The organism is Microbacterium terrisoli (assembly GCF_030866805.1).
Lineage (GTDB): Bacteria > Actinomycetota > Actinomycetes > Actinomycetales > Microbacteriaceae > Microbacterium > Microbacterium terrisoli.
Genome location: NZ_CP133019.1, coordinates 1,402,231 through 1,426,365 on the forward strand (window position 1 = coordinate 1,402,231; position 24,135 = coordinate 1,426,365).

Sequence of the window (24,135 nt, forward strand, 5' to 3'; positions counted from 1 at the left end):
AGTGACGGGCAGACGACGCCTGTGCCCATCGGTGCGGCGCCGACCAAGCCTGCCAGGATGCCGACGGGGCCCAGTCCGGCCTCGGGCACCCAGACCTCCTCAGCTGCTGATGCCGACGGCTGCGCCGATCAGCGTGTCGTCCCCGAGTACGCGCAGCAGGTACGCTGCGACGTCATCGCGTGGAATCGATCCTCCCAGTTTGCCCGGCTCGCCGACCTCGAGCGCCTGCCAACTGCCGGTCCCGGCGCGGTCGGTGAGTCCGGTGGGCCGCACGATCGTCCACCTCAGGGAAGAACGCCGTACCGCGGCCTCCTGCTCGGTGTGGTCTGCCAGGGGACCGGCCAGTGCGGCCTTCATGAGCAGACGCAGCGGCACGGGCATGAGCACACCCGAATCTCCGGCGCCGACCGAGGACTGCACGACAAGGCGGTGGACGCCCGCGCGTTCCATGGCCTGGATGACCGATGCGGTCACCACCGCACGGTGTCGGGTGACGCCCTTGGCCCCGCCGACGGTGACCACGACCGCATCGGCGCCGGCGATGGCATCCTGCACCACTGCCGGGTCGGCCGCATCGCCGGCGATCGCACGCACGCCAGCGGGCGCGGTTCCGCTGCGCGACAGCGCGGTCACTTCGTGTCCGGCGTGGGCCGCCAGCGCTGCCAGTCGTGCTCCGGTGCCCTGGGATCCTCCGATGACCGCGATCTTCACGCTGTGCCTCTCTCCGCGCGTACCTTGTTCGAGCGTAGGCGAAACACGCAGGACCGCGCCGTCGAAGAAGGGGACCCGCGGTGCGGCGTGATCGTCAACAGACCGGCCGCACGAACTGCCTGATGAGGCCGACGCGTGGTTCCCCGACCGTTTAGGGTCGAAGGCGAGCATTCGACAGAACGGAACACGATGAGCCAGACCCGCATCTTCGAGCCCGACGGCCGCGCGATCCCCTACGTGGACGAGGGCAACGGCCCCGGCGTCGTGCTGATGCCGGCCAGTGGGCTGAGCACCGCGTATCTGAGCACGCTGGCGAGCATGCTGGTCGAAGCCGATCACCGCCTCGTGCTGATCGGCTCGCGCCGGCCGGCCGCGCAGTCGCCTGACGCAGCGGATACCGCGGTGTCGATGCACGATCTGGCGCAGGACGTGATCGATGTGATGGATGAGATCGGACTGAGCGACGCCTGGATCGGCGGGCACGCGTTCGGTGGGTCGATCGCACGCACCCTCGCGCTGGACCACACCGATCGGGTCAACGGCGTGCTGCTGCTGGGCGTCGAGACCGCCGGTGCGGTTGCCGACGCCGAAGTGCTCGCGTTGGACGGGGAGGTTGCAGAGGTGCTCGATTTCGCACGGGATGCCCAGGTCGCCCCGCTGCAGCGTGCCGCCCGGGAGGCCACCCCCGAGGCGGAGTGGACGACGCCGGCGGCGCACGTGCCCGTGCTGGTGATCCAAGCGTCCGACGACCGCATCACGCCGCCCGTGAACGGCGAGCGGCTGCGCGATGCGGCACCGGATCGCGTGAGCGTCGTCAGCGTCGACGGTGCCGGCCATCTCTTCCCCGGCACGCACGCCGGCACCACGGCGTGGGCGATCGAGGACTACCTCGACTGGGACTGACATGAGCACGTCCGCGTCGGAGGGCGCGAAGGCGTTCGCTTCTTCGGAACCCGCCACCGCCGAACAGCTCATGCGCTCACGGTTCGAAGCCTTCCGCCGCGCGGATGCCGCATGGCTGCTGCGCACATGGCATCCTTCCACGCGTCCGGCCGACCTGGATCTCGCCGACAATCCGCGGTGGCGGGGACTGCAGATCGTCGAGACCGTCGACGGCGCCGCTGACGACGACGCAGGAGTGGTCGAGTTCCGCGCGACCTATCTCGGCGAAGACGGAGGGATCGGCATCCTGCGCGAGCGCTCGCGCTTCGTGCGCGAGGGCGGCCGCTGGTTCTATCTGGACGGTGAGCTCCGGCCGAGCTGACCACGATGTCAGGGGTCGGTGCCAGGATGGCGGTATGCCTGAGTCGCCGGAGGTGCAGGCGCTCGTCGAGCAACTCGACGAGCAGCTGGCGGGATGTCCCGTCCGCAGCGTCGATCTCGTCGAGTTCCGGGCGTTGAAGACACGCGGCCGGTCGCTGTCGGTGGTGGAAGGGCGCACGATCACGGGTGCGCACCGCTTCGGCAAGTTCGTCGACCTCGCTCTGGACGGCGGGCACCTTGTGATATCGCTCGGGCGGCACGGCTGGGTGCGGTGGATCGATGAAGCCGACGGCCGTGTCGAGGCGTCGGAACCGGATGCCGTGGCCCCGGCGCTCGCGTCGCTGACGGTGGATGGCGGAACGCTCGAGTTCACCGACGCCGGGTCATGGGTGTCGCTGGGGCTGTGGGTCGTTGATCGCCCGAGTGAGGTGCCCGGCATCGCGAAACTCGGGCCCGACCCTCTGGCGCCCGGCTTCTCGCGTGCCGACGTGGATCGCTCGGTCGCCCGTCGGCGCAAGCAGCTGAAGGCGATCCTGCAGGATCAGCAGTCTTTCGCCGGCATCGGCAACGCCTACTCCGATGAGATCCTGCACCGCGCTCGGCTGTCGCCGGTCGTGCACGGCGACACGCTGACCGATGATGAGCTCGAGCGACTGTTCTTCGCCATGCGCGATGAGCTCTCTGAGGCTGTGCGCGCTCGCCGCGGTGTTCCGATCGACGCACTCAAGCAGGCCAAGACCGCTGCGATGACGGTGCACGGTCGCGGGGGAGAGACGTGCCCGGTCTGCGGTGGCACGATCGAGGACTTCGCCTTCGGTGGCACCGTGGCTCAGTACTGCCCCACCTGCCAGAGCGAGGGCGCGAGCGCCGCCGCGTCGGATGGTGGCGCGCCCGGTGGTGTCGCTTAGGATTCTGGCGTGGGCGTCGAGGAAGAAGCCAAGGGAGCCGCGCGCAAGGCGCAGTCCTCACCCGTGCTCGAGTGGCTCGCGCGCGCAGGCTTCGCCGCGGTCGGGACGATCCATGTGCTGCTCGGCGCGCTCGTGATCGCCCTCGCGTTCGGATCGAGGTCCGACAGCACGCAGTCGGGGGCACTGAAGGTCATCGCCGGTGCACCGGCCGGGTTCGTGGTGCTGTGGGTGCTCGCGATCACACTGTGGTGCCTGGCGACCTGGCAGGTGCTCGACGGCGTGCTCGCGCGCGGCACCTCGGCCCGCGGCTGGGCGCGCCGAGTCGGCGAATGGTCACGCGCGCTCGTGTATCTCGTGCTCGGCGCAGTCGCGGCGGCAGTCGCGCTCGGGTCGCGGCCGAACGCGAAGAAGTCAGCGCAGCACGTCAGCCGCGGGCTGCTGGATCTGCCGGGCGGGTCGCTGCTCCTGGGTGCCATCGGTGCGGCGGTCGCCGTCGCCGGCGTCGTGTTCATCGTCATCGGCGCGCGTCGCAGCTTCTGCAAGAGGCTCGAGCTGCGCGGCGGCGCCATGGACCGCGTCGTGGTCGTACTCGGTGTCATCGGGTACGTGGCGAAAGGGGCGGCCCTGATGGTCGTCGGGGTCGCCGTGGTGGTCGCGGCCGTTACGGTCGACCCGGCAGCCGCGGGCGGGCTGGATGCCGCGCTGACGGGTCTGCTGGCCGTGCCGTTCGGGCCGGTGCTCGTGGTCGCCGTCGGTGCCGGCTTCGTGGTGTACGGCGCATACTGCTTCTTCAGGGTGCGCTTCGCCGCGCTGTGACTCGGCACGCATGCGGCGGTGGGCGCTCCACAACCGTGCGACAGCATAGAGTCGCAGTGTGATCCGGACCGAATGGGCGCAGATTCCCGCCGACGTTGTGCCGTCGGTCGTCGGCGTCGCGATCCTCGCCGCGATCACGACGATCGTGCTCGCGGTCTTCCGCGTACCGCACGTCTGGGCACCATTGCGTGCGATTGCCCGCGGCGCCGTGCAGCTCGCGGTCATCAGCGTGATCCTGTCGGGGATCATCACGAGCCCCGCCTGGATCGCCGCGGCCCTCGCGGTGATGCTGTGCATCGCCGCGTCGGTTGCCACCGGCCGCATCGGCTGGTCGAGACGGTCCGCCCTCACGATGTTCACATCGATCGTCACCGGCGTCCTCGTGGCAGGGGTCACGGTGTTCTCGGCCGGTGCGCTCGAGTTCACCTCCCGCTACGCCCTGGCGATCGGCGCGATCATCATCGGCAACGCGATGAGCATTGCGACCTTGACCGGGCGCATGTTCACCTCGGGTGTCGTGGACCACTGGGACGAAGTGGAGGGATGGCTCGCCCTGGGTGCCCCGCCTCGTACATCGACCTTGCATCTGGCGCGCCGCGCGGTGCGCGAGGCGCTCGTTCCGACCGTCGATCAGACCCGTACGACCGGACTGGTCGTGCTGCCGGGTGCGTTCGTCGGCGCGATCTTCGGCGGCATCTCGCCGATCGAGGCGGGGCGCTTTCAACTGGTGGTGCTGGCTGCGATCCTCGCAGCGGGCTCGATCACCGCTGCGCTGGTCGTGTCATGGATGGGCCCGGTGCGCGTCAAACCGGCCGTGCTGAAGTGACGACCGTTTCGCCTGTCGGGCGCGTCCGCGCGACTATGCGGGTGCAGGCGTAGCGTGAGCGCATGAGCACGAAGAACACCCCGCCCGCACCGCCGCCGATCTTCCTTGCGGCAGCCGCGGCCACGCAGGTGGTGATGACACGCCGTTGCACGCCGACGGCGCGTTCGAGGGTCTTTGCGAGCCTGATCGCTGCCGCAAGCGCGGCACTGGCCGGCAGTGCGGTCGTGACGCTGCGCCGCCATGAGACGACCATCGAACCCGTACATCCCGACCGCACGCGACGGCTCGTGACGGCGGGTCCGTTCGCGCGCACACGCAATCCGATCTACCTGGCGCTGGCAGGACTGCTGGTCGCGCACGCCGTGTACCGCCGGTCGATGGCGGCGCTCGTGCCCGCTGCAGCGTTCGTCGCGGTCATCGACCGTGTGCAGGTCCCCTACGAAGAGCAGGCCCTGAACGAGCGCTTCGGTGCGCGCTACCGCAGGTATCGCCGAGCCGTGCCGCGCTGGGTGGGAGCGGCGGAGTGGTGAGGCTGACGCGCTGAAGGTGCGTGGTGCGCCCGATCCGCGGCATCCCGTCTACCATGGACAGATGGCCACCTCGAACCTTCCCACTCCTACGCTTCAGCCGATCCCCGACCAGGCGAATCTGCTCACCGTGATCGATGAGGGCGCCTCGTGCTGCGGTGGAGGATGCTGCTCCATCGACTGACCCTCCGTGATTGACCACCGCCTGAACCGACACCGTGTCAGGCCGTGAGCCTGCCGCGTGCGGCCACCGCACGTTCACCCGTGTTCGCGCGCTGCCCTTCGCGATAGCCGTACCCGGTGGCTGCGCCGTCGGACACTCCGCGCCCCCGGGCCCGCCGCATGCCGAGCGTGTTGACGTGATCGGCGACCCGTTGCTCTCGTGAGGCGAGGACGAGTTCCGTTCCCGAACCCGCCGCCGCCACCGCCTGCTCCCGATTTCGACGGATGCGCTCCGCCGCGCCCATGCCGAAGCCACGCAGGAAACCACCGCGGGCCTTCTCTCGCTCCCACGCCGTATGCCAGGCATATTCGTCGCGATGCTGCCTCCACCATGCGCGCATCGCAACGACAGCCTGCACCTGCAGCGACAGCAGCAGAGTGTGCGCGGCGCGCGCGTCGGATTCGAAGCCGTACACGAACAGCGCCTGCTCGGTGGCCGAGATCGATGCGTGCGCGGGCTGCAGCCCGAGCGCCCGGGCCACCGCGGCGAATCCATCGCGCAGATCGAGCGCATACGCACCGCGCAGGTCGATGCGCTGGGCGACGATGGACTCCGCCTGCTGCCCGTGTGCGGAGCGACGGCTCTGCAGCTGCGCCAGTTCGATGCCGTACTTGATCATCAGGCGCTCGGCGTGCTCAGTGAGAGCCTCTGCCTCTTCAGGAGTGGTGGACTCGGCCTTGGTCAGCAGCTGAGCGATCAGTTCGGCCTTCTTGTCGTTCATGCGTTTCCCTTCGGACGGCGCCACGGGGGGCGATGTCCGTCGAGTATTGCGTGAACCTCAGACATCCATTCGAAATTGCGGATGGAATAGCGGGCGAGGAATCGATGAGATATCTCGAATGCGATACCTCCCACTGCCGGCTCGTGATCAGACCGTGACGTCGTCGGCTGCCGGCTCCGACTCCGGCTCGTCCGCGGGCTTGCGGATGAAGAACGAGCCGATGATGATGGGCAGCGCGACGATCGCGGCGATCAGGAAGGCCGCTTGCGTGCCTGCCGCCGTGACGTGGCCGGATTCTGCGCCCTGGCCTGCTGACACCGCCGCCATTGCGGCGATCATGACGGCGACGCCCGCGGCGCCTGCCACCTGCTGCACGGTGCCGAGCACGGCGCTGCCGTACGAGTAGTACTTGGGCGTCAGCGAGGCCAGGGACGCCGTGAACAGCGGCGTGAACGACAACGCCAGACCGACCGACAGCAGCGTTTGCGCCGCCACGATCAGCCACACCGGTGTCGTCGCATCGAGGGTCGTATACACCCACAGCACGCCGGCGGCGATGAACGACCCCGGGATCAGCAGCACGCGCGTGCCGCGCGCGTCGTAGATGCGGCCGATGATCGGGCCCAGCAGACCCATCGCCAGTGACCCGGGCAGCAGGATCAGGCCCGAGTCGACGGCGGTGAGATGGTGCACGTCCTGCAGGTACAGGGGCAGGGCCGTGATCGCACCGAAGAACGCGAACGACAGCACCGCCATCTGGCCGATGGACAGCGTGAAGTTCGTTGAGCGGAACACGCGCAGGTCCAGCAGCGCGTCATCGGCCCGCTGCAGGCGCACCTGCCGCCACAGGAAGGCGGCCAGCGCAACGACGCCCACCACGAGTGAGCCGATCATCCACCACCGCGCAGAGGCGTCGGCTCCGCCGGCGACGCCGATCTGGCTGAGACCGTACACGAGACCGCCGAACCCGAACGCCGACAGCACGACCGAGGTGGGGTCGATCGGAGCGCGCTTCTGCTCGCCGACATTGCGGATCCACTTCGCGCCGACGGCCAGGGCGATCAGCGCGATCGGAAGCACCACGGCGAAGTTCCATCGCCAGGTGAAATTGTCGAGCAGGTACCCCGACAGCGACGGGCCGATCGCCGGTGCCAACGCGATGACGATGCTGACGCGGCCCATCATCCGTCCGCGGGATGCCGCGGGCACGATGGTCATGAGCGTGGTCATCAGCAGCGGCATCATGATCGCGGTGCCCGAAGCCTGCACGACGCGGGCCACCAGCAGCATCCCGAACCCCGGCGAGACCAGCGCCAGCAGCGTGCCCGTGGAGAACAGCGACATCGCGGTGATGAACATGGACCGCGTGGTGAAACGCTGCAGCAGGAAGCCGGTGATCGGGATCACGACGGCCATCGTCAGCATGAACGCGGTGGTCAGCCACTGCGCGGCGACGGCGGTGATCTGCAGATCCACGATCAGGTGGGGGATCGCCACACCCATCGTGGTCTCGTTGAGGATCGCGACGAACGCGGCGGCCAGCAGCAGCCAGATCACGCGCGAGTCATCGCGCACGACCGGCACGGAAGCAGTCGATGCGGGGGCGGCCATGGGCGTCTCCTGAGGTCGGAAGAAAGAAGTCGGATCGGTGAAAGGAGGACGGCGGATGCCGAGGGTGCGCAGCGCGTGCCCCTCACGCGGACTACAAACATAACGGCGGGGTCCGACATCCCATTCCCGCATCCGTGGGAACATGACCAGATGGCCCGTCCACCGTTCCACGCCATGGTCGCGCTGCGCGGTGTCGTGGCGCTGCTGGTCGGCATCGCGGTGGCGGCGGTGCTGCTGCCGGTGCTCAGCGTCGCGGCCGCCCTGCTGGCCGGCTGGGCGGTGGCAGCGCTGACGGCGGCTGTCTGGGCGCTCCTGGTCGTGTGGCCGATGGATGCCGCAGCCACCCGTGCGCATGCGACCGCAGAAGATCCCGGCCACCGTGCGAGCCGGGTCATCGCGCTGCTGGGAAGCCTTGCCAGCATCGGGGCGGTGGCGGTGGTGCTCACGCAGCACCGCGCGGCCTCGGGGGCTGAGGCGTTCGTCCTGGCCGGCATCGCGCTGGCGAGTGTGATCGCCTCGTGGCTGCTGATCCAGACCGTGTACATGCTGCGCATCGCCGATACGTATTATCACGAGCCGGTCGGCGGAATCATGTTCAACCAGACCGAAGATCCGGCATACACGGATTTCGCGTACGTCTCGTTCGGTGTCGGGCTCGCCTACCAGATCGCCGACACCAATCTCACCCGCAACGACATGCGGCGCGTGGTGATCGCGCAGTCGCTGCTCGGGTACCTGTTCGGTGCGGTGATCCTGGGCACCGTCATCAATCTGCTCGCAGGACTCTGACGCAGACTCTGACGCGGAGCAGGCTGCCGATGGTGCTCCGAAGCCGCGGCTAGGCTGACCGGATGAGCATGCGCGGCGGAGGGTTCCGGGGCGTGGACGCCGACGCCCAGCGCCGGCTGAACGCCCAGGCGCCGAGCATCTCGCACCTCGGGCGCCGGGTGGCGACGCTGTTCCGCCCGTACCTCCCGAGGCTGGCCGCGACCGTCATCCTCGTGATCGTGGGCGCCGCGGTCGCCGTGATCCCCCCGCTGATCGTCCAGCACGTGTTCGACGATGCGCTGTTCCCCCTCGACGGCGGCAGGCCCGACCTCGCGCTGCTGATCCGGCTCGTGGCGGCCATGATCGTGCTCTTCCTGCTGTCAGCCGGGCTGGGGCTGGCCCAGACCTGGCTGACGGCCACCGTCGGCAACAGCGTGACCGGGGACCTGCGTGTGCGCCTGTTCGAGCACCTGCAGGCGATGGAACTCGGCTTCTTCACGCGCACGAAGACCGGTGTGATCCAGTCGCGGCTGCAGAACGACGTGGGCGCGGTCTCCAGCGTGCTCACCAACACGATCACCAGCATCCTGGGCAACACCGTCACCGTCGTCGCCTCGCTGGTCGCGATGATCCTCATCGATTGGCGCTTGACGATCATCGCCGTCATCCTCATGCCGATCCTCGCGATCGTTCAGCGCCGCGTGGGCCAGGTGCGCGCGCGCATCGCGAGCCAGACGCAGGAGTCGCTGTCCGAGCTGACGGCGATCACGCAGGAGACGTTGAGCGTCTCCGGAATCCTGCTGTCGAAGTCGTTCAACCGCCAGCGCTCCGAATCGCAGCGCTACGCAGGCGAGAACCGCAACCAGGTGCGCCTGCAGGTGCGCCAGGCGATGAGCGGCCAGGGGTTCTTCGCCCTGGTCAGCGTGCTGATGGCCAGCATCCCGGCGATCATCTATCTCGTGGCCGGCTACCTCATCACCGGGGGAGCGGGCGAGATCACCGCCGGGACGATCGTCGCGTTCACGACCGTGCAGGCTCGGCTGCTGCAGCCGCTCATGGGCCTGATGCGCGTCGCACTGGATCTGCAGACATCCTCGGCCGTGTTCGCCCGCATCTTCGAGTACCTCGACCTCGTGCCGGCGATCGCCGATGCGCCGGAGGCGATCGATGTCGTCGCGGGTCCGGGACCGGCCGGACAGGTCGAGTTCCGTGACGTCGTGTTCCGCTACCCCGACGCCGCGGCCGACTCCCGGCCGACGCTGGACCGGGTCTCGTTCGTGGCAGCGCCCGGACAGCACGTCGCGTTCGTCGGGCCGTCGGGGGCCGGCAAGACGACGGTCCTGTATCTCACGCCGCGCATGTACGAGGCATCCGGCGGTGCGGTCCTGTTCGCCGGCACCGACGTGCGCGCGCTTCGACAGGAATCGATCATCGACAACGTCGGGATCGTCTCTCAGGAGACCTATCTGTTCCATGCGACCATCCGCGAGAATCTGCGCTACGCCAAACCCGACGCGACCGACGACGAGCTGTATGCGGCGTGCCGGGCTGCCAACATCCACCACATCATCACCGGCTTCGAGCGCGGCTACGACACCGTGGTGGGCGAGCGCGGCTACCGTCTGTCGGGCGGCGAGAAGCAGCGCGTCGCGATCGCGCGTGTGCTGCTGAAAGACCCTCCGGTGCTGCTCCTGGACGAGGCGACCTCGGCGCTGGACACGGTCTCCGAACGCGTCGTCCAAGAGGCACTGGATGCCGCCCAGCGCGGCCGCACGACCCTGTCGATCGCGCATCGGCTCTCGACGGTGATCGGCGCCGACGTCATCCACGTCGTCGACGCCGGACGCATCGTCGAGTCGGGCACCCATGCGCAGCTGCTGGCTCGCGGCGGCCTGTACGCCCAGCTCGCAGCGCAGCAGCTGGCGGCCAGCCGGGTGCTGCAGACGGAAGAGCAGGATGCCGCTCCCGCGGCCCCCGCCCACCCCGAACGTCGCGCGGACCGGTCACCCGACGCCTGACCGCCGGTGGGCGGGCTCGTCGCAGGGCGCCTCAGCCGGGCACGGTCAGCCGGTGACGGCCTCGACCGAGGCGGCGACCGCATCGGCGACGGCATCCAGGCTCTGCCGCAGCCCATGCGGAAAGGTGAAGCGCACCGAGGTCTGCGCGGTCTCGCGATCGATGCCCATCGCCAGCAGCACGTGCGAGGGGTCGTCGGCCCCCGCCGCGCACGCAGAACCCGAGGAAGACACCACACCGCGCCGCTCGAGCTCGAGCAGCACCGCCTCGCCGCTGGTTCCCGCGAAGGTGAACGACGCGGTCGCCGGCAGGCGATGGACCGGGTCGCCGGTCAGGCGCGCCCTCGGCACGCGGTCGAGCACCTGGCCGATGAAGGCGTCACGCAGCGGCGCGACGGCTGCGACATCCTCATCTCTCTCCCGCTCCGCGAGCTCGAGAGCGGTGGCCAGCCCGACCGCGCCGGCGACATCCTGCGTGCCGCTGCGCCGTCCGCGTTCCTGTCCGCCGCCGTGCATCAGGGGCTCGAGCGGAATGCGGCCGGCGACGGCCAGAGCGCCGGTGCCCTTGGGCGCGCCGATCTTGTGGCCGGCCACCGCGATGGCTGCGGCCCCCGTGCCCGCCAGTGGAAGCCACCCGGTGGCCTGGACGGCATCCACGTGCAGCGGCACGCCCCGGGAGCGACAGATCGCCGCGATGGATGCCACATCCTGCACGGTGCCCACTTCGTTGTTCGCGTAGCCGATGCTGACCAGGGCCGTGTCATCCCGGATGGCCGCCTCGATCGCTGCGGGGTCGACGCGGCCGTGCACATCGACGGGCACGAGCGTGGCGTCGAACCCGTGCACGCGGTGCAGATAGGCGACCGACTCGAGGATCGCCTCATGCTCGATCGGCAGCGTCACGACGTGGCGCGCACCGCGGGTGGATGCCGCGGCGATCGCGATGCCCTTCACCGCGAGGTTGTCGGCCTCGGTGCCGCCCGAGGTGAACACGACGTCGTTCGTGCGCACTCCGAGCACGCGGGCCACGCGGGATCGAGCGTCGTCCAGGGCGGCGGCCGATGCTTCGCCGACCGTGTGGTGGCTGGACGGGTTGCCGAACGTGCGGGTGAGGTGCGGCGTCATCGCCTCGAGAACTTCGCGGCGTACCGGCGTGGTGGCGGCGTTGTCGAGATAGAGCATGTGCGTGCCCCGTGCGCTAGGCCTGCACGTGCAGGTCGAGGCCCAGATCGATCGCGCGGGCGCCGTGCGTGAGCGCCCCCACCGAGATCACGTCGACCCCGGTCTCGGCGATCGCCCGGACAGTGTCGAGGTTCACGCCTCCCGACGCTTCGACGATCGCGCGACCGGCGACCTGGGCGACGCCTGCGCGCAGGTCGTCGAGCGAGAAGTTGTCGAGCATGATCGTGCCGATGCCGGCAGCCAGAACCGGTTCGATCTGGTCGAGCCGGTCGACTTCGACCTCGACATGGGTCGTGTGCGGCAGCCGGTCGACGGCCTGGCGAAGCGCCTCGGTGACGCTGAGTCCCTGTGCGGTGAGCACGCCGAGGTGGTTGTCTTTGGCCATCACGGCGTCAGAGAGCGAGTACCGGTGGTTGTGCCCGCCGCCGCAGCGCACCGCATGCTTCTCGAACGCGCGCAGGCCCGGCGTGGTCTTGCGGGTGTCGACGATGCGCGCGCCGGTGTGCGCGGCCTCGGCGACGTAGCGGGCGGTGACGGTGGCGATGCCGGTCATCCTCTGGACGAAGTTCAGGCCGACCCGCTCGGCGGTCAGCACGGCGCGGGCGGGGCCGGTCACCGTGGCCAGCACATCGCCGGAGACGAACGCGTCGCCGTCGGCCGCGTGCAGCACGACCTCGACGCGCGGATCGGTCAGCGCGAACGCCGCGGCGAACACCTCGCCGCCGGCGAAGGTGCCCGGCTCGCGGGCGACCAGGTCGGCGCGCGCGGTCGCCGCAGACGGGATCAGCGCCTCACTGGTGGCGTCGCCCCAGGGGGCGTCTTCGGCAAGGGCCGCCGCGACGGCGGTGTCGATCTGGGCGCGGGTGAGCATCACGAGGCCTCCAAGCGGGCGGGCAGGGGCGAACCGTGTTCGGATCTCATCCGATCCGATGCGAAAACGACCCGACGGACCGGTTCCGGCGCAGCGGGGGCAAGGATGGGATGAGTCGTGATCGCGGCCGGAGCATCGGTGCGAAAATGCGCCCCGACCGACGATGTTCGGGCCGTTGCGGCGGCGGCGACCGCCCGGGCGAGCAGCAGAAGGTTCTCGTCCTCGTGATCGGCGACGGTGTGCGCCGTGCGCTCGTGGACGGCCCACCCCGTGAGCGCCTGCGCCGCGCGGGCGAGGCCGACGGCGTCACGGGCCAGCCCCACCTGCTCCCACATCACGCGCTGCAGGGCGGCACGTGAGAAGGGAACGGCGTCAGCGGCCGGTGACTGCGCGGCGGCGGCCCGGTCGGTGATCGCGACGTCGGCCACGCCTGGTGCTGAGATCACAGGCCAGGCAGCGGCTGCGGCATCGGGCACGACCGCATCGCCCGCGCGGGCGCCGAACACGGCCGCTTCGAGCAGGGAGTTCGAAGCCAGCCGGTTCGCTCCGTGCACACCGGTGCGGGCGCACTCGCCGACCGCATACAGCCCGGGCAGGCTCGTGCGGCCGTGCAGGTCTGTCGTGATGCCGCCCATCAGGTAGTGCGCGGCGGGTGTGACCGGGATCGGCTGGTGCGCCCAGTCCAGGCCGCGGGCGCCCACGGCCGCATCGATCGTGGGAAAACGCCGCGGGAGGAACGCGGCGGCGTCGGACGCCCCGACCCGTGTCGCGTCCAGCCGCACCGGGCGACCGTTCTGCCGGGTCATGCGCTGCGCGATCGCTCGAGCCACGACATCCCGTGCGGCGAGCTCGCCGTCGGGGTGCGCGTCGAACAGGAAGCGTCGTCCGTCGTCGTCGATGATCGTCGCGCCCTCGCCGCGCACTGCTTCGGAGACCAGGAACGGCTCGCCCACAGCCAGCACCGTCGGGTGGAACTGCACGAACTCGAGGTCGGAGACGGCGGCCCCGGCCCGAAGGGCGGCAGCGATGCCGTCGCCGGTGGCCACGGCCGGATTCGTGGTGTGCGCATAGAGCTGGCCGGCACCTCCGGTGGCGAGGATCACCGCATCCGCGAGCAGGATGTCGCGTCGCCCTGCGACGAGCAGTGCGACACCGCCCACCCGCGCGGCGTCGTCGACCACCAGGTCGAGGAGGAATGCGTGCTCGATCACGCGCACGCCGCTGGCGCGCAGCGCGGCGATCAGCGCGTGCTCGATCACCCGTCCGGTCGCGTCGCCATCGGCGTGCACGACGCGGGGGTGGGAGTGCGCGGCCTCGAGCCCGCGGGCCAGGTCACCGGCGGCGTCTCGGTCGAATGCGACCCCGCGAAGGCGCAGTTCGCGCACCCGCTCGGGACCCTCGCGCGTGAGCACGTCCACGGCGGCGGGGTCGGCGAGTCCGGCGCCGGCGGCGAGAGTGTCGCGCGCGTGCGCGGCGGGGGAGTCGTCCTCGAACAGGGCCGCGGCCACGCCGCCCTGCGCGAACGTCGTGTTCGCGGCATCCAGCGCCGCCTTCGTGACCAGGGTCACCTCGCACGAGGCGGCGGCGTGAAGCGCGGCGGTGATGCCTGCGATGCCGCTGCCGACGACCACGACATGGGTCATGAGGCGTTCTCCCACGCGTACGCGGGGGCGGCCGCGGGCTTGGCCGCCAGCATGCGCTCGAGGGCGACGCGGGCGGGGTCGGCGACGTCGGCCGGCACCTGGATGCGGTTGCGCACCTCACCGGCGAGCAGGCCCTCCAGGACCCAGGCCATGTAGCCGGGGTGGATGCGGTACATCGTCGAGCAGGGGCACACCACCGGGTCGAGGCAGAAGATGGTGTGCTGAGGGTGCTGCGCGGCCAGCCGCTGCACGAGGTTGATCTCGGTGCCGATCGCGAACACCGTGGGCTCGGTGGCCTCTTCGATCGCGCGGCGGATGTAGGCGGTGGATCCCGCCTCGTCGGCCGCGTCGACCACGGGGGCCGGGCACTCGGGGTGCACGATCACCCGCACGCCCGGGTAGTCCACGCGGGCCTGCGCGATCTGGTCGACGGTGAACCGCCTGTGCACCGAGCAGAAGCCGTGCCACAGGATCACGCGCGCGTCGCGCAGCGTGTCGGCGTCGGCGCCGCCCAGCGGCTGCCGCGGGTTCCACATCGGCATCTGCGCGTCCGCGACGCCCATCGCCCGCGCCGTGTTGCGCCCCAGGTGCTGGTCGGGGAAGAAGAGCACACGCCGCCCGCGGGCGAACGCCCATTCCAGCACGGTGCGGGCGTTCGACGACGTGCAGACGATGCCGCCGTGGCGGCCGACGAATCCCTTGATGGCAGCCGATGAGTTCATGTAGGTCACCGGGATGACCGGCACCAGTCCGTCCGCATCGGGCGTGTCGAGGTCGCCGTAGAGCTCTTCGAGCTGCTCCCAGCATTCCTCGACCTCGTCGATCGAGGCCATGTCGGCCATCGAACAGCCTGCGGCGAGATTGGGCAGGATGACGGCTTGATCGGGCCCCGACAGCAGATCCGCGGTCTCTGCCATGAAATGCACACCGCAGAACACGATCGCCTCGGCTTCGGGGTGGGTCTTGGCGGCATTCGCGAGCTGGAACGAGTCGCCCACGTAGTCGGCGTGCACGACGACCTCTTCGCGCTGGTAGAAGTGTCCGAGGATCACGACGCGCTCACCCAAGGCCTGCTTGGCCGCGCGCACGCGCTCGGCCAGCTCTGCAGCCGAGGCATCCCGGTACTCCTGCGGCAGGCCGCCCTGCACCGGCGCGCCGGTCGGGATCACATCGCCCATCGATGCGCCAGGACCGTACCCCGGCACCGGGTCGAAGTCCCAGGGCGCGGCGACGAGATCCATCGTGCAAGCCTCTTGCGCCGACGTGCCCGCGGCGATCGCCTGCAGGGTGTGGTCGACCGACGCGTCGGTCAGGGTGAGGGGAGTGGCGGCCATCGTTCCTCGATTCAGCGTGGGGTGGGGGCTGGTCCGCGCGCGGCGAGTTCGACGTCGCGGTCGTACCGGTACAGGCGGGCAGGTCGATGGCTTCCGGTGCGGAAGCGATCGGTGGGGATCAGAGTGTTGGATGCCTCGGCCTGGCGGCGGAAGTTCGCCGGGTCCAGGCGGCGACCGAGGATCGACTCGTACGCCTCGCGCAGGTCCGCGAGCGTGAACTCGTCGGGCAGCAGCCCGTGCGCGATGCGCGAGTAGCCGGCCTTGTTGCGCAGGCGCCACAGCGCGTAGGCGACGATGTCGGTGTGGTCGAACGCGAGGGTCGGCAGGCTGTCCGCGTCGAACCACTGCACGTTCTCGGGCGCCGAGTCGGTGACCGCATGTGCCGCGCGCTGCGCGTCGACCTCGTCTTGACGAAGGAGCGCCCAATAGACGATCGAGACGACGCGGGAGGGGGAGCGGTCGACCTCGCCGAACGCGTACAGCTGCTCGAGGTAGCTGGGGGCCAGCCCCGTCGTGGAGCCGAGCGTGCGCGAAGCCGCGGCATCCAGCCCCTCGGTCGCATCGAGCCACCCGCCGGGCAGCGCCCACTGGCCCTCGTACGGCTCGCGTGTGCGGCGCACGAGCGGCAGGGCGAGGGTTGCGCCGTCGCCTGCGGGGCGCAGCGTGAAGATCACCGTCGAGACGGCGACACGGATGCGAGGTTCTGTCATGGTGTGGTTCAGGTCAGAATGACTTTAACTGGTGATGCGATCTTAGAGTCAGACCGACCTGAAGTGCAACCCCACGGCGACACAATGCGGGTTCGATGACATCGCGGGCTGTACTCTGAATCGCTCGACCCGGCCGTTGCCGGGTGTGGCGGACGACGCTGGCGAAGAAGGGCAGGGTCGACGGTGATCGCAGTGACGGTGGTGGTGCCCACCTACCGTTCGAGCGCGCACCTGGACGATCTGGTCGCGAGCCTGGACGCTCAGACCCTGCCGCAGTCCGATTTCGAGGTCGTACTGGTCGACGACGGATCGCCCGACGGCACATTCGCGCGATTGGAGGCCTTCGCGCGCGACCGGCCGAATTATCGCGCCTTCCGACTCGAGCACACCGGCTGGCCGTCGCGGCCGCGCAATCACGGCATCGATGTCGCGAACGGGCGGTATGTCGTGTTCCTCGACCACGACGACCGGCTCTTCCCCGACGGTCTGCGGGCCGCGGTCGCGCTGGCCTCGCGCACCGGTGCCGACGTGCTGGACGGCAAGGAGTCCAAGAGCGACAGCCCCGGCTGGGCGATGCGTGATCTGGTTCGCGACGTCGACAACGCGATCGACTGGGTCCGGTGGCATCCGCTGGTGCCGATGAACCCGCACAAGATGTTCCGGACCGCCTTCCTGCGCGAGCAGGGCATTCGCTTTCCCGAGGGCGGGCGGCAGATCTGGGAGGACATCTTCTTCGACATCGCCGCGCACGCCCGCGCCCAGGTCGTCTCGCTGATGGTCGAGACGCCCTTCTACTACTGGAATCGGCCAGAGCACGCGACGACGAGCGGCACCTTCTACGACGACCTGGACGAGTATCTGGATGCCGTGGCCCGCGTGTTCCGCTGGATCGACGATGAGCTCGACCAGCCGCGGTTCGCGCAGCTGCTGCCGAGGTTCCGCGCCTACCAGCTGCATATGCGGGTCCTTCCGCTGTTCCGGTGGGATCCGCGCACGGTGCGCGAGCGCGACCGCATCTGCGCATTCGTGGCGGGGCTCCTGCCGACGATCCCCGACGATGCCGACCGGTTCCTCGATCCCTGGCGACGCATCAAGATCTCCCTGCTGCGCGCGGGTCGCTTCGACCTCATCGATGCCCATGAGCGGACCTTCCCGATGCTGGCGTGCGCGCCGACGGCACACGCGCCGCAATGGGCCGCAGACGGACTGCGGGTGGAGGTCGCTCTCGCGTGGAGCTTCGTGCACGACGGTGCCGGCGCGGGCGGTGGTGCTGGTGCACCGGTCCGGTGCGAGGGTGCGCGGGCGGTTCTCGCGCTCGACCCTGCCGTGGCCGCCTTCGCTCGGGAGCACGGACTGCGCGCCGACGTCACCGACGAGCTTCGCGCGGTGACCTACGCGCTGGACCGCAGGTCTCGCACGCAGAAGATCGACTGGATGCTCGCGCACGGGCGCAGCGCCGAACTCGGGGCCGTAGACGGCGACCGCGATGCGGTCCGCGGAACGCCTGTCGCGATGCGCGGGCGCATCGGCGCCGCGTGGGACCTCGTGGACGACGGCCCGGGAAGGCTGCACGACGGACCGTGGGACCTGTACGTGCGCACGACCGCGATGCGCACCCGCGTGGTGCGTCAAGTGCGCACGACCTGGACCGGGCGCAGCTGGGCGATCGTGCAGGGACAGCTGGCCGCGGCCTATCGCGCGCGCAACGGCGCACTGAGCGTGGACGTGGGCCAGACGCTGTTCAGCGTGGTGGACGACGCTGCCACGGCTGCGAGCTGGAAGCACGACGGCGCGGGCCGGAAGCTCGAGATCACGCTGCCGCACGTGCAGGTGCACGCCGACTGCGTGGCCGAAGGGCGCTTCGTGGACGCGTCAGGTCATACGCTCGGCGGATGCCGACTCGTCGCCCGCGTGAGTGCGGCGGGCGGGGAGGGTGAGGCGAAGGTCACCGGGATCGTGCCGGCGCGTGCGCGCATCGTGGGCGTCGCGTTCGGGGCGACGCGTGCGCACGCGCGGTTCCGCCTCGCCCGCGACGGCCGGGTCGCGGTCGTGCCGGCCGCCGAGCGGGCGCCTGTGCTCAGCATCCGGGGCACGGCCCGACGTGCGTGGCGTCTCGTGCCATCGCGTCTGCGCACGCGACTGTGGCTCTGGCGGCACCGGCGTCGTTGAGTCGGGCGGTGCGGCTGTCCGGGCGCGGAGCCGTCTGGCTTTCGGACTCAGGTGAGGTCGCGCCCGGCGATGAGCGGCCAGCGGTCCTCCGTGCCGATCATCGTCTGCGCGTCGGGCGACGGGGTGACACTGTCGACCGATCCGTTCTCCCACACGATCGTGAGTCCGGTCCCGGCCGCATCCGCATACCAATGACCGCGGCCGGCGGGCTTCGTGGGGGCACCGGTCCCGGTGGGCTTGCGAGCGGTCCATGCCGCTTTGCCCGCCGCGGTCAGGTGCATGTACACCGTGTTGGTCCCCAGCAGCATCACCTTCCACCATCCCGCCAGCGCGGTCAGGGCAGCAGGGGCAGTGGGATCGTCGTGACTGAAGTGCAGAATGCTCACGAACGGATGCTCCGAACCCTGGGTGCGGATCTGCCACGTGCCCTCGAGCGGACCGAGATCGGGATGGTCCATCGTCGAGTGACACGTCATCCTCGCGTCTCCGGTGCCGGTGTCGACGGTCACGAGCATTCCGGCGTGGCCATGACGGCCGTCGGCGGCGAACGTCAGCACGTCGGCGGGCTTGAGGATGTGCGCGAGCGCGGCGAACACCCGCTCGGCGGCAGGGGCCGCGCACATGTCGGTGATCCGCTTGACCTGCGTGGCCGGCCGCTCGCTGAGCAGCCGGTAGATCTGCTGCGCGCTGCGGGTGGGCCAGACGTCGCCGGCATGTGCGGGGCCCAGGTACGAGACGCCGCCGTCGACCAGGCAGTGCGAGACATACGCGGTGCAGTCGTTCAGCCCCTCTGCGGTGCCGGGCACCCCGCGCGGCCCGAACCAGTCCTGGCTCAGCATGCGTTCGTCGGCGGGGATGTCGGTTTCGCGGAAGTGCACGCCCACGTGCAGCGGCTTCACGAAGAACAGCCCGTCCGCCTCGCCGGTGACGCCGGTGGAGACATCCGTCACCTGCTTGCGCAGGAACACCGCCTCCCAGTCGGCTTCGATGGCCTTCCGCGCCAGCGCGTCGGCCTTGCGCTGGGCGATGTCGATCGCGAAGCTCTTGGCCCACACGATGCCGTCTGCGGTGGGACGGAACCAGTGCTGCTTCGCCGAGGCGACGGCGGCGTCGCGGTCCATCACGCACCTCAGCTCCCCGCGGGCGATCCCGGTGCGGTGAAGGCCGCGCCGTCCCATACCCAGTCCAGCTTCGCTGCGAACACCGAGTCGCCGGCCTCGGCCGTGCTGTGCAGCAGCAGCAGCTCGTCACGGAGCCGGGTGACGCCGGGAAGCAGGCCCGACACTGCGACAATCTGCGTCCAGCCCAGATCGGATGCCGTCAGCGGCGGCGCGTCCGTCACGGCACCGCGCCACCCGCCTGCGGAAAGCGGCGGCACGAGGGGAACGAGCTTGGTGACGCCGAGCTCGACCGTCACGGGCGCACCGGTCGCGGCATCCCGCGCCACGGATTCGTACTCGACATCCGGCAGCGTGGCCGTGGCGGCGATCGCCGGGTCCGGACGGGCCATCACTGTGTATCCGCCGGGCAGCCCTCCTACCGGGCGCGCCAGCACGAGACTGTCGGTCGTCGGATCGGCCAGGGCCGCGGTCGGAAGGACGCGCAGCCTCCGACCGATCGCGTCGAGCTCGTCGGCGGCCTGCGCCAACGGCAGCGGCGCCGGCGGCGACCACAGCGGCAGCACGGCACCGTAGGCTCGCACGGCATCGCGGGCGGCGACCAGGCCGGCGACGAGGTCGGCGCGCACCAGCACGTTCGACGGGGCGGTGGATGCCGCCGCGCCGACCGGCCGGTCGTTGGCCAGCGGCGCCATCGCCAGTGGCGGCGGCGCATCCGATAGCGATCGGGCCGACGCGCTGGCGACGCCCAGAGCGCCGGAGAGAACGTCGAGCATCGCCTGGCGCTGGCCGAGCGTGTCGAGCAGATTGAGGTACCCCGCCGCCTCGGTGACGTTCAGCACCGCGGGCATGCGGGTCGGAATGATATCGCCGTCCAGCGCGAGCCGCCGCAGCAGCAGGGCCTGGGCCTCGGCGGCGGCGGGGCCGGCACTGGACTGGATGACCGAGACGAGTGCGTCCAGCGCACGGTCCTCGGCGGTGCCGATCGGGGTGTCGTCCATGATGTCCTCCTGCGTGCGGTTCAACTGCTACGAATCAACGGTGAAGCTCGACTTGGCGGACTTCGCGCTCGTGCCCTGCGGGCCGGTGACGGCCACCTCGACCGCCTGCCCCGCGACCAGACCCGCCGGCACGTCGCCCTCGATTCGGGTGTCGCTGACGACGGTGAACGCGCCGAGCGCCTTGCCACCCACCGTCGCGCCGGTCGCACCCGTGAACTTCGTGCCGGTGATCGCCAGCTTCGCCCCGACCTTGCCGTGCGTGGGCGACAGGTCGGTCACGGTGGGGGCATCAGCACCGCCGGTGCCGCCATCCTTCTTGTCGCCGGTCTTCGTGTCGTCCTTCTTCGCGGCCGCAGCCTTCGCCGTGATCACGTCGGGGATCGAGTCCATCGCCTTCGTCGCCATCGTGGTGGCGTTCGAGAGGGCGTCCTTCCGTGCCGCCTCGGCAGTCGACAGCGTCGACTTCAGCAGGTCGGCGAGGGCGGCAGACCCGGTGAGCGAGGCGACGTCGAAGCCCTTGGCCGCCGCACCCGCCTGGATCAGGTCGGCGAGGAGGCTCATGTCCTGCGTGGGGCCGGCGGTGCTGAAGTTCTGGATCATCGGTGCGAGGCCGGTCAGCGCTGAGGGGGCCGTGACGCCCGCGGTGAGGGACGAGGTGGGGACGGTCACGGCCTCGATCTGGGGCGCGTCGTCCATCGGCGAGTCCTGCCAGTTCCAGAAGCGAGTGAGGTCGATCTTCTCCGCCGACGGGCAGTGCCCCAGCACCGCCTCGCCGAGCACGCCGTGCGTGGGGAGCGCGATCGTCGATTGCGGGGGCGAGAATGCGGTCGTGTGGTACTTCGCGAGCGCGTCCTGCACCGATGCCGTGGTGAACGGTACGCCGCCCACCGGTTCGCGTTTGGCGACGAGCTCTGCCGGGATCATGAACGGCAGCACCATCGAGTTGCCGTAGAAGCCCAGCAGCTGGTTGGCGACACACGCCAGCAGCGGAATCTCCTGCGTGTCGTCGGCGACTCCGTCCTGCACGCCGATCGTGAAGCCCTCCAGCAGCATCACCCGCTCCTCGGAGGTCAGCGACATCCAGATCGCCTTGGAGTACGTGGCCGTGTTCGCGATGACGTGCTGGAGCGCCTTCTCGATCTCGAGCACCGCCGAGTATCGCAGTTCGGGCGGCAGCTGCGTCGCCGCGAACGGCTGCGGTGCCAGCGTGAACTCGGCACCCGCCAGCAGCTCGTCGAAGTACGTCTTGCCTGCCGGGGCCGCCGTGCTGATCGACGTCGAGGCGTCGACCAGCGCCGCGCGCACGCGGTTCAGCCGTGGTCCGCCGACGTCGCGCTCGAGCCGGTCGGGCCCGAACCAGACGTCGTGCGCGGGGGTGCCCCCGGAGATCATGTCGGCGATGCTCGAGACCGTGATGCCGCCGAGCGTGAGCCGGGCAGCCTCGGTCGCCGACGAGGAGGGGAAGTGGTACTGCAGCCCGCGGAACTGGCGATTCAGCTCGACCCCGACCACGTCGGTGCGCGGCAGCCAGTCCGGCAGCACGATGCTCCGCGACACGACGTGCTGTGCGGCGCCGGTGCGCAGGGCGCTCAGGCGGGCAATCAGCTCGGCTTCGGATGCGAGGGCGGATGCTGGGTCTGCGGTGTCGGCAAGGCCGGGCAGCCCGGCCGTCGGCATCGGGTATGGGCCGACCCGCCGGCCGCCGGCGGCGAGCAGCGTCACCCACACGTCGTCGTATGGCAGGAACGTGCCCTCCGCCTGCACGGTGACCACGTCGGCAGCCGAGTCGGTCGGCGCCTGCACCCCTGCACGCGGGTCGCCGGCGAAGTCCTCGAGCAGGGACAGGCCCGTGCGGTAGGGGCGTTCGATCACGCGGCGCAGCACACTTGCGTAATCGAGCAGCTGCCCGTATCGGTGCAACAGGGCGGCACGGCTCAGCGCGTCGTCCGAGAGCGTGGCTGCCGCGCCCGACGGCAGGAACCGCACGGGATCCAGCGGCACGAAGCATACGAGCGTGACGCCGTCGACGGTGGAGCGCACGTCGAAGGTGCGCAGCACCTCCCAGTACTGCATGGTCAGGGCGCGAGTCCGATTGTGGTTGGCGATCACCTTCGTGACGACCTGGCTGCGCTCGGATGCGGCGGCCAGGCGCATGCCCATCCGCTGCAGGCTCCGCCGCGCGTTTGCCGCGCGCTCCACCGATGCGTGCGAGGACTGCGCCGCCGTCGAGGTGTAGCCGCTGACTCCCTGCATCCAGTTGTTGGTGCTGCCCGACGAGTCCGAGCTGCCGCCGCCTCCGGCGGCGCCGCCGCCGATCGCGATCGGGCCGAGCGCGAAGCCGATGCCGCCCACGGCGCCCCACGACGACGAATGCGCCTCGGTGCTGAAGCTGCTGCCGCCGGATGCCGACTGCGACATGCCGGAGTCGAACGTCGCGCGGGCCGAGGCATCCTGCCCTTCCCGGAACGACTCGGCCTCCTGCACGTCCAGGCGTTCGCTCTCGCTGACGGAGGTCGTGGACTGCTGGTCGACGATCGCGATGCGCTGCTGTTCTCCCGGGGCCAGCGGCAGCGAGTACACGAGGTCGCCGAGCATGAGTCCCTTCGGGGTCCATCGCTGGGCGAGGTGCACGATGTAGCCGAGGCCCAGTGTGCCGGCGATCGGCACGCCGGTGGAGCCTGTTCCGATGCCGATCGGCGAAATGCCCGCGAGGCCGTCGCGGAACGCGTCGACGCTCACGGGCTGGTCGATCGGCACCCGGTCGGTGTGCCGGTAATCCAGTCCCTGCAGGCCGACGGCGGCGAAATTGGCGATCGAGACCCGGTGGCCGCCGAGGTCCGCGGCGATCGTGCCGATGCTCGGGCGAGGCTCGACGAGTCGCACGAGCACGCCGTACGGGAACCGGTCGACGGAGAAATCGCTGCGGAACAGCTGCGAGCACGTGTCGGCGCCGAGCGTGAGCTGTGGCATGGTGCCCGACGCGTCGGCCGCCGGCTGGTCGGGCAGGTTCGCGTCCAGCCCTGCCACGATCGAGCCCAGCTGGCTGATCACCGACACCGGCAGCGCGTCGACGGAGCGCGCGAGCATCAGCGTTCCGACAGACCCGGTGCTCGTGAGGGACGCCACCGGCACGTCGACGTCCAGCTCGACGGTGGCACCGGTCACGCGCAGCGTGATGTGCTCGAGGGCGCTCGCCGAGCGCACCGCCGAGGGGACGGCGATCGCGAACACGCCGTCGACGCCCGTGATCGCGGTGCCTGCACCGGGGCCCGAGGGGAACGGCTGGGCGATCGTGACCTGCACGCGGTCGGCGGGCACGCCTTCCGGCTGGACGAGTACGCCGGTGAGCTGACCGGGGATCGGCAGCGACGCCACCGTGCCCACGTCGAACGCCGGGTCCGCGATGATCTGCACGAGCTTGTCGGAGAAGTGCGTCGCCGCGACGAGGCGCTCGTGCAGGATGTCGTCTGCCAGCTGCTTGTGCTCCTTGACGATCCGTGCCGATGCGGGATCGAGCGGATCCAGCCGGGGGAGCGCGCCACGGGCGAACTCCGGGATTCCCGAACCGATGTCGATCGTCGCGCGTCGAGCGGGAAGATCGGTTCCCTCACTGCGAACGGCCATGGCGTCCTCCAAACCGGGTGGAACGTGTCATGAGGGAGAGACCGGATGCGGGCCCGCTGATACAGCCCCGATCTGCTTCCCGTGGCATGCGTCG

20 protein-coding genes are annotated in these 24,135 nt (G+C 70.3%); 9 read left to right on the plus strand and 11 right to left on the minus strand.

Going from position 1 to position 24,135, the window contains the following annotated elements:
* Positions 1 to 99: 99 nt before the first annotated feature.
* Positions 100 to 711 (minus strand): NAD(P)-dependent oxidoreductase, encoded by a 612-nt coding sequence (locus tag QU603_RS05955; RefSeq protein ID WP_308493568.1) that lies wholly within the window; start codon positions 709 to 711, stop codon positions 100 to 102.
* 189 nt (positions 712 to 900) lie between these two features.
* Here QU603_RS05955 and QU603_RS05960 point away from each other — a divergent pair, with 189 nt between their 5' ends.
* The 6 genes from QU603_RS05960 (at position 901) to QU603_RS05985 (ending at position 5,054) form a co-directional block, all read left to right on the plus strand.
* On the plus strand, positions 901 to 1,614 hold the full coding sequence (locus QU603_RS05960) for an alpha/beta fold hydrolase (protein WP_308493569.1): 714 nt from the start codon (positions 901 to 903) through the stop codon (positions 1,612 to 1,614).
* Between the two features lies 1 nt (position 1,615).
* A complete protein-coding gene (locus tag QU603_RS05965) occupies positions 1,616 to 1,975 on the plus strand; it encodes a YchJ family protein (RefSeq protein ID WP_308493570.1) in 360 nt (119 codons plus the stop codon).
* 34 nt (positions 1,976 to 2,009) lie between these two features.
* Positions 2,010 to 2,882, plus strand: a complete 873-nt coding sequence (locus QU603_RS05970) for a DNA-formamidopyrimidine glycosylase family protein (protein ID WP_308493571.1) — start codon at positions 2,010 to 2,012, stop codon at positions 2,880 to 2,882.
* 9 nt (positions 2,883 to 2,891) lie between these two features.
* Positions 2,892 to 3,698 carry a DUF1206 domain-containing protein gene (locus tag QU603_RS05975; protein ID WP_308493572.1) on the plus strand — a complete coding sequence of 269 codons (807 nt, stop codon included), beginning with the start codon at positions 2,892 to 2,894 and terminating at the stop codon, positions 3,696 to 3,698.
* A gap of 58 nt (positions 3,699 to 3,756) precedes the next feature.
* Complete coding sequence (locus tag QU603_RS05980; protein WP_308493573.1) at positions 3,757 to 4,524, plus strand: ABC transporter permease; 768 nt, start codon at positions 3,757 to 3,759, stop codon at positions 4,522 to 4,524.
* A 62-nt stretch (positions 4,525 to 4,586) separates the two neighbouring features.
* The gene (locus tag QU603_RS05985) at positions 4,587 to 5,054 is read left to right on the plus strand and encodes a methyltransferase family protein (protein WP_308493574.1); all 468 of its coding nucleotides are present in this window, start codon (positions 4,587 to 4,589) and stop codon (positions 5,052 to 5,054) included.
* Between the two features lie 218 nt (positions 5,055 to 5,272).
* Here the strand turns inward: QU603_RS05985 and QU603_RS05990 are convergent, their stop codons facing one another.
* Positions 5,273 to 5,995, minus strand: a complete 723-nt coding sequence (locus tag QU603_RS05990) for a DUF2786 domain-containing protein (protein WP_308493575.1) — start codon at positions 5,993 to 5,995, stop codon at positions 5,273 to 5,275.
* Positions 5,996 to 6,142: 147 nt separating this feature from the next.
* Complete coding sequence (locus QU603_RS05995; RefSeq protein ID WP_308493576.1) at positions 6,143 to 7,606, minus strand: MDR family MFS transporter; 1,464 nt, start codon at positions 7,604 to 7,606, stop codon at positions 6,143 to 6,145.
* A 150-nt stretch (positions 7,607 to 7,756) separates the two neighbouring features.
* On the opposite strand from QU603_RS05995, the gene QU603_RS06000 reads away from it, so the two are divergent.
* Positions 7,757 to 8,395, plus strand: a complete 639-nt coding sequence (locus tag QU603_RS06000; protein ID WP_308493577.1) for a DUF1345 domain-containing protein — start codon at positions 7,757 to 7,759, stop codon at positions 8,393 to 8,395.
* A gap of 62 nt (positions 8,396 to 8,457) precedes the next feature.
* Positions 8,458 to 10,392, plus strand: coding sequence for an ABC transporter ATP-binding protein (locus tag QU603_RS06005; protein ID WP_308493578.1), 1,935 nt, complete (start codon positions 8,458 to 8,460; stop codon positions 10,390 to 10,392).
* Between the two features lie 45 nt (positions 10,393 to 10,437).
* Here the strand turns inward: QU603_RS06005 and QU603_RS06010 are convergent, their stop codons facing one another.
* From QU603_RS06010 to QU603_RS06030, 5 genes are read right to left on the minus strand one after another with little or no spacing between them, the layout of a single operon-like run.
* Positions 10,438 to 11,571, minus strand: coding sequence for a cysteine desulfurase family protein (locus QU603_RS06010; protein ID WP_308493580.1), 1,134 nt, complete (start codon positions 11,569 to 11,571; stop codon positions 10,438 to 10,440).
* Positions 11,572 to 11,587: 16 nt separating this feature from the next.
* On the minus strand, positions 11,588 to 12,442 hold the full coding sequence (nadC, locus tag QU603_RS06015) for a carboxylating nicotinate-nucleotide diphosphorylase (RefSeq protein WP_308493961.1): 855 nt from the start codon (positions 12,440 to 12,442) through the stop codon (positions 11,588 to 11,590).
* Positions 12,442 to 14,085, minus strand: a complete 1,644-nt coding sequence (gene nadB / locus QU603_RS06020; RefSeq protein WP_308493581.1) for an L-aspartate oxidase — start codon at positions 14,083 to 14,085, stop codon at positions 12,442 to 12,444. The genes nadC and nadB overlap by 1 nt, the downstream gene beginning before the upstream one ends.
* Entirely contained in the window at positions 14,082 to 15,419 is a 1,338-nt protein-coding gene (gene nadA, locus QU603_RS06025) for a quinolinate synthase NadA (RefSeq protein ID WP_308493582.1), read from the minus strand. The genes nadB and nadA overlap by 4 nt, the downstream gene beginning before the upstream one ends.
* Before the next feature lie 11 nt (positions 15,420 to 15,430).
* Complete coding sequence (locus tag QU603_RS06030) at positions 15,431 to 16,129, minus strand: NUDIX hydrolase (RefSeq protein ID WP_308493583.1); 699 nt, start codon at positions 16,127 to 16,129, stop codon at positions 15,431 to 15,433.
* 183 nt (positions 16,130 to 16,312) lie between these two features.
* Here QU603_RS06030 and QU603_RS06035 point away from each other — a divergent pair, with 183 nt between their 5' ends.
* Positions 16,313 to 18,298 carry a glycosyltransferase gene (locus tag QU603_RS06035; RefSeq protein WP_308493584.1) on the plus strand — a complete coding sequence of 662 codons (1,986 nt, stop codon included), beginning with the start codon at positions 16,313 to 16,315 and terminating at the stop codon, positions 18,296 to 18,298.
* A gap of 47 nt (positions 18,299 to 18,345) precedes the next feature.
* On the opposite strand, the gene QU603_RS06040 is transcribed toward QU603_RS06035, so the two are convergent.
* The 3 genes from QU603_RS06040 to QU603_RS06050 are packed head-to-tail and all read right to left on the minus strand — an operon-like array spanning position 18,346 to position 24,041.
* Positions 18,346 to 19,422 carry a hypothetical protein gene (locus QU603_RS06040; RefSeq protein ID WP_308493585.1) on the minus strand — a complete coding sequence of 359 codons (1,077 nt, stop codon included), beginning with the start codon at positions 19,420 to 19,422 and terminating at the stop codon, positions 18,346 to 18,348.
* A 5-nt stretch (positions 19,423 to 19,427) separates the two neighbouring features.
* A complete protein-coding gene (locus tag QU603_RS06045) occupies positions 19,428 to 20,417 on the minus strand; it encodes a hypothetical protein (RefSeq protein ID WP_308493586.1) in 990 nt (329 codons plus the stop codon).
* Between the two features lie 27 nt (positions 20,418 to 20,444).
* Positions 20,445 to 24,041, minus strand: coding sequence for a choice-of-anchor Z repeating domain-containing protein (locus QU603_RS06050; protein ID WP_308493587.1), 3,597 nt, complete (start codon positions 24,039 to 24,041; stop codon positions 20,445 to 20,447).
* Between the last annotated feature and the right edge of the window lie 94 nt (positions 24,042 to 24,135).

Bases quoted from the DNA above. Each gene is read 5' to 3' on its own strand.
- QU603_RS05960 (WP_308493569.1), top strand. From the start codon at position 901: ATGAGCCAGACCCGCATCTTCGAGCCCGACGGCCGCGCGATCCCCTAC.
- QU603_RS05965 (WP_308493570.1), top strand. From the start codon at position 1,616: ATGAGCACGTCCGCGTCGGAGGGCGCGAAGGCGTTCGCTTCTTCGGAA.
- QU603_RS05970 (WP_308493571.1), top strand. From the start codon at position 2,010: ATGCCTGAGTCGCCGGAGGTGCAGGCGCTCGTCGAGCAACTCGACGAG.
- QU603_RS05985 (WP_308493574.1), top strand. From the start codon at position 4,587: ATGAGCACGAAGAACACCCCGCCCGCACCGCCGCCGATCTTCCTTGCG.
- QU603_RS05990 (WP_308493575.1), bottom strand. From the start codon at position 5,995: ATGAACGACAAGAAGGCCGAACTGATCGCTCAGCTGCTGACCAAGGCC.
- QU603_RS05995 (WP_308493576.1), bottom strand. From the start codon at position 7,606: ATGGCCGCCCCCGCATCGACTGCTTCCGTGCCGGTCGTGCGCGATGAC.
- QU603_RS06000 (WP_308493577.1), top strand. From the start codon at position 7,757: ATGGCCCGTCCACCGTTCCACGCCATGGTCGCGCTGCGCGGTGTCGTG.
- QU603_RS06005 (WP_308493578.1), top strand. From the start codon at position 8,458: ATGAGCATGCGCGGCGGAGGGTTCCGGGGCGTGGACGCCGACGCCCAG.
- QU603_RS06010 (WP_308493580.1), bottom strand. From the start codon at position 11,571: ATGCTCTATCTCGACAACGCCGCCACCACGCCGGTACGCCGCGAAGTT.
- nadC (WP_308493961.1), bottom strand. From the start codon at position 12,442: ATGCTCACCCGCGCCCAGATCGACACCGCCGTCGCGGCGGCCCTTGCC.
- nadB (WP_308493581.1), bottom strand. From the start codon at position 14,085: ATGACCCATGTCGTGGTCGTCGGCAGCGGCATCGCAGGCATCACCGCC.
- nadA (WP_308493582.1), bottom strand. From the start codon at position 15,419: ATGGCCGCCACTCCCCTCACCCTGACCGACGCGTCGGTCGACCACACC.
- QU603_RS06030 (WP_308493583.1), bottom strand. From the start codon at position 16,129: ATGACAGAACCTCGCATCCGTGTCGCCGTCTCGACGGTGATCTTCACG.
- QU603_RS06045 (WP_308493586.1), bottom strand. From the start codon at position 20,417: ATGGACGACACCCCGATCGGCACCGCCGAGGACCGTGCGCTGGACGCA.
- QU603_RS06050 (WP_308493587.1), bottom strand. From the start codon at position 24,041: ATGGCCGTTCGCAGTGAGGGAACCGATCTTCCCGCTCGACGCGCGACG.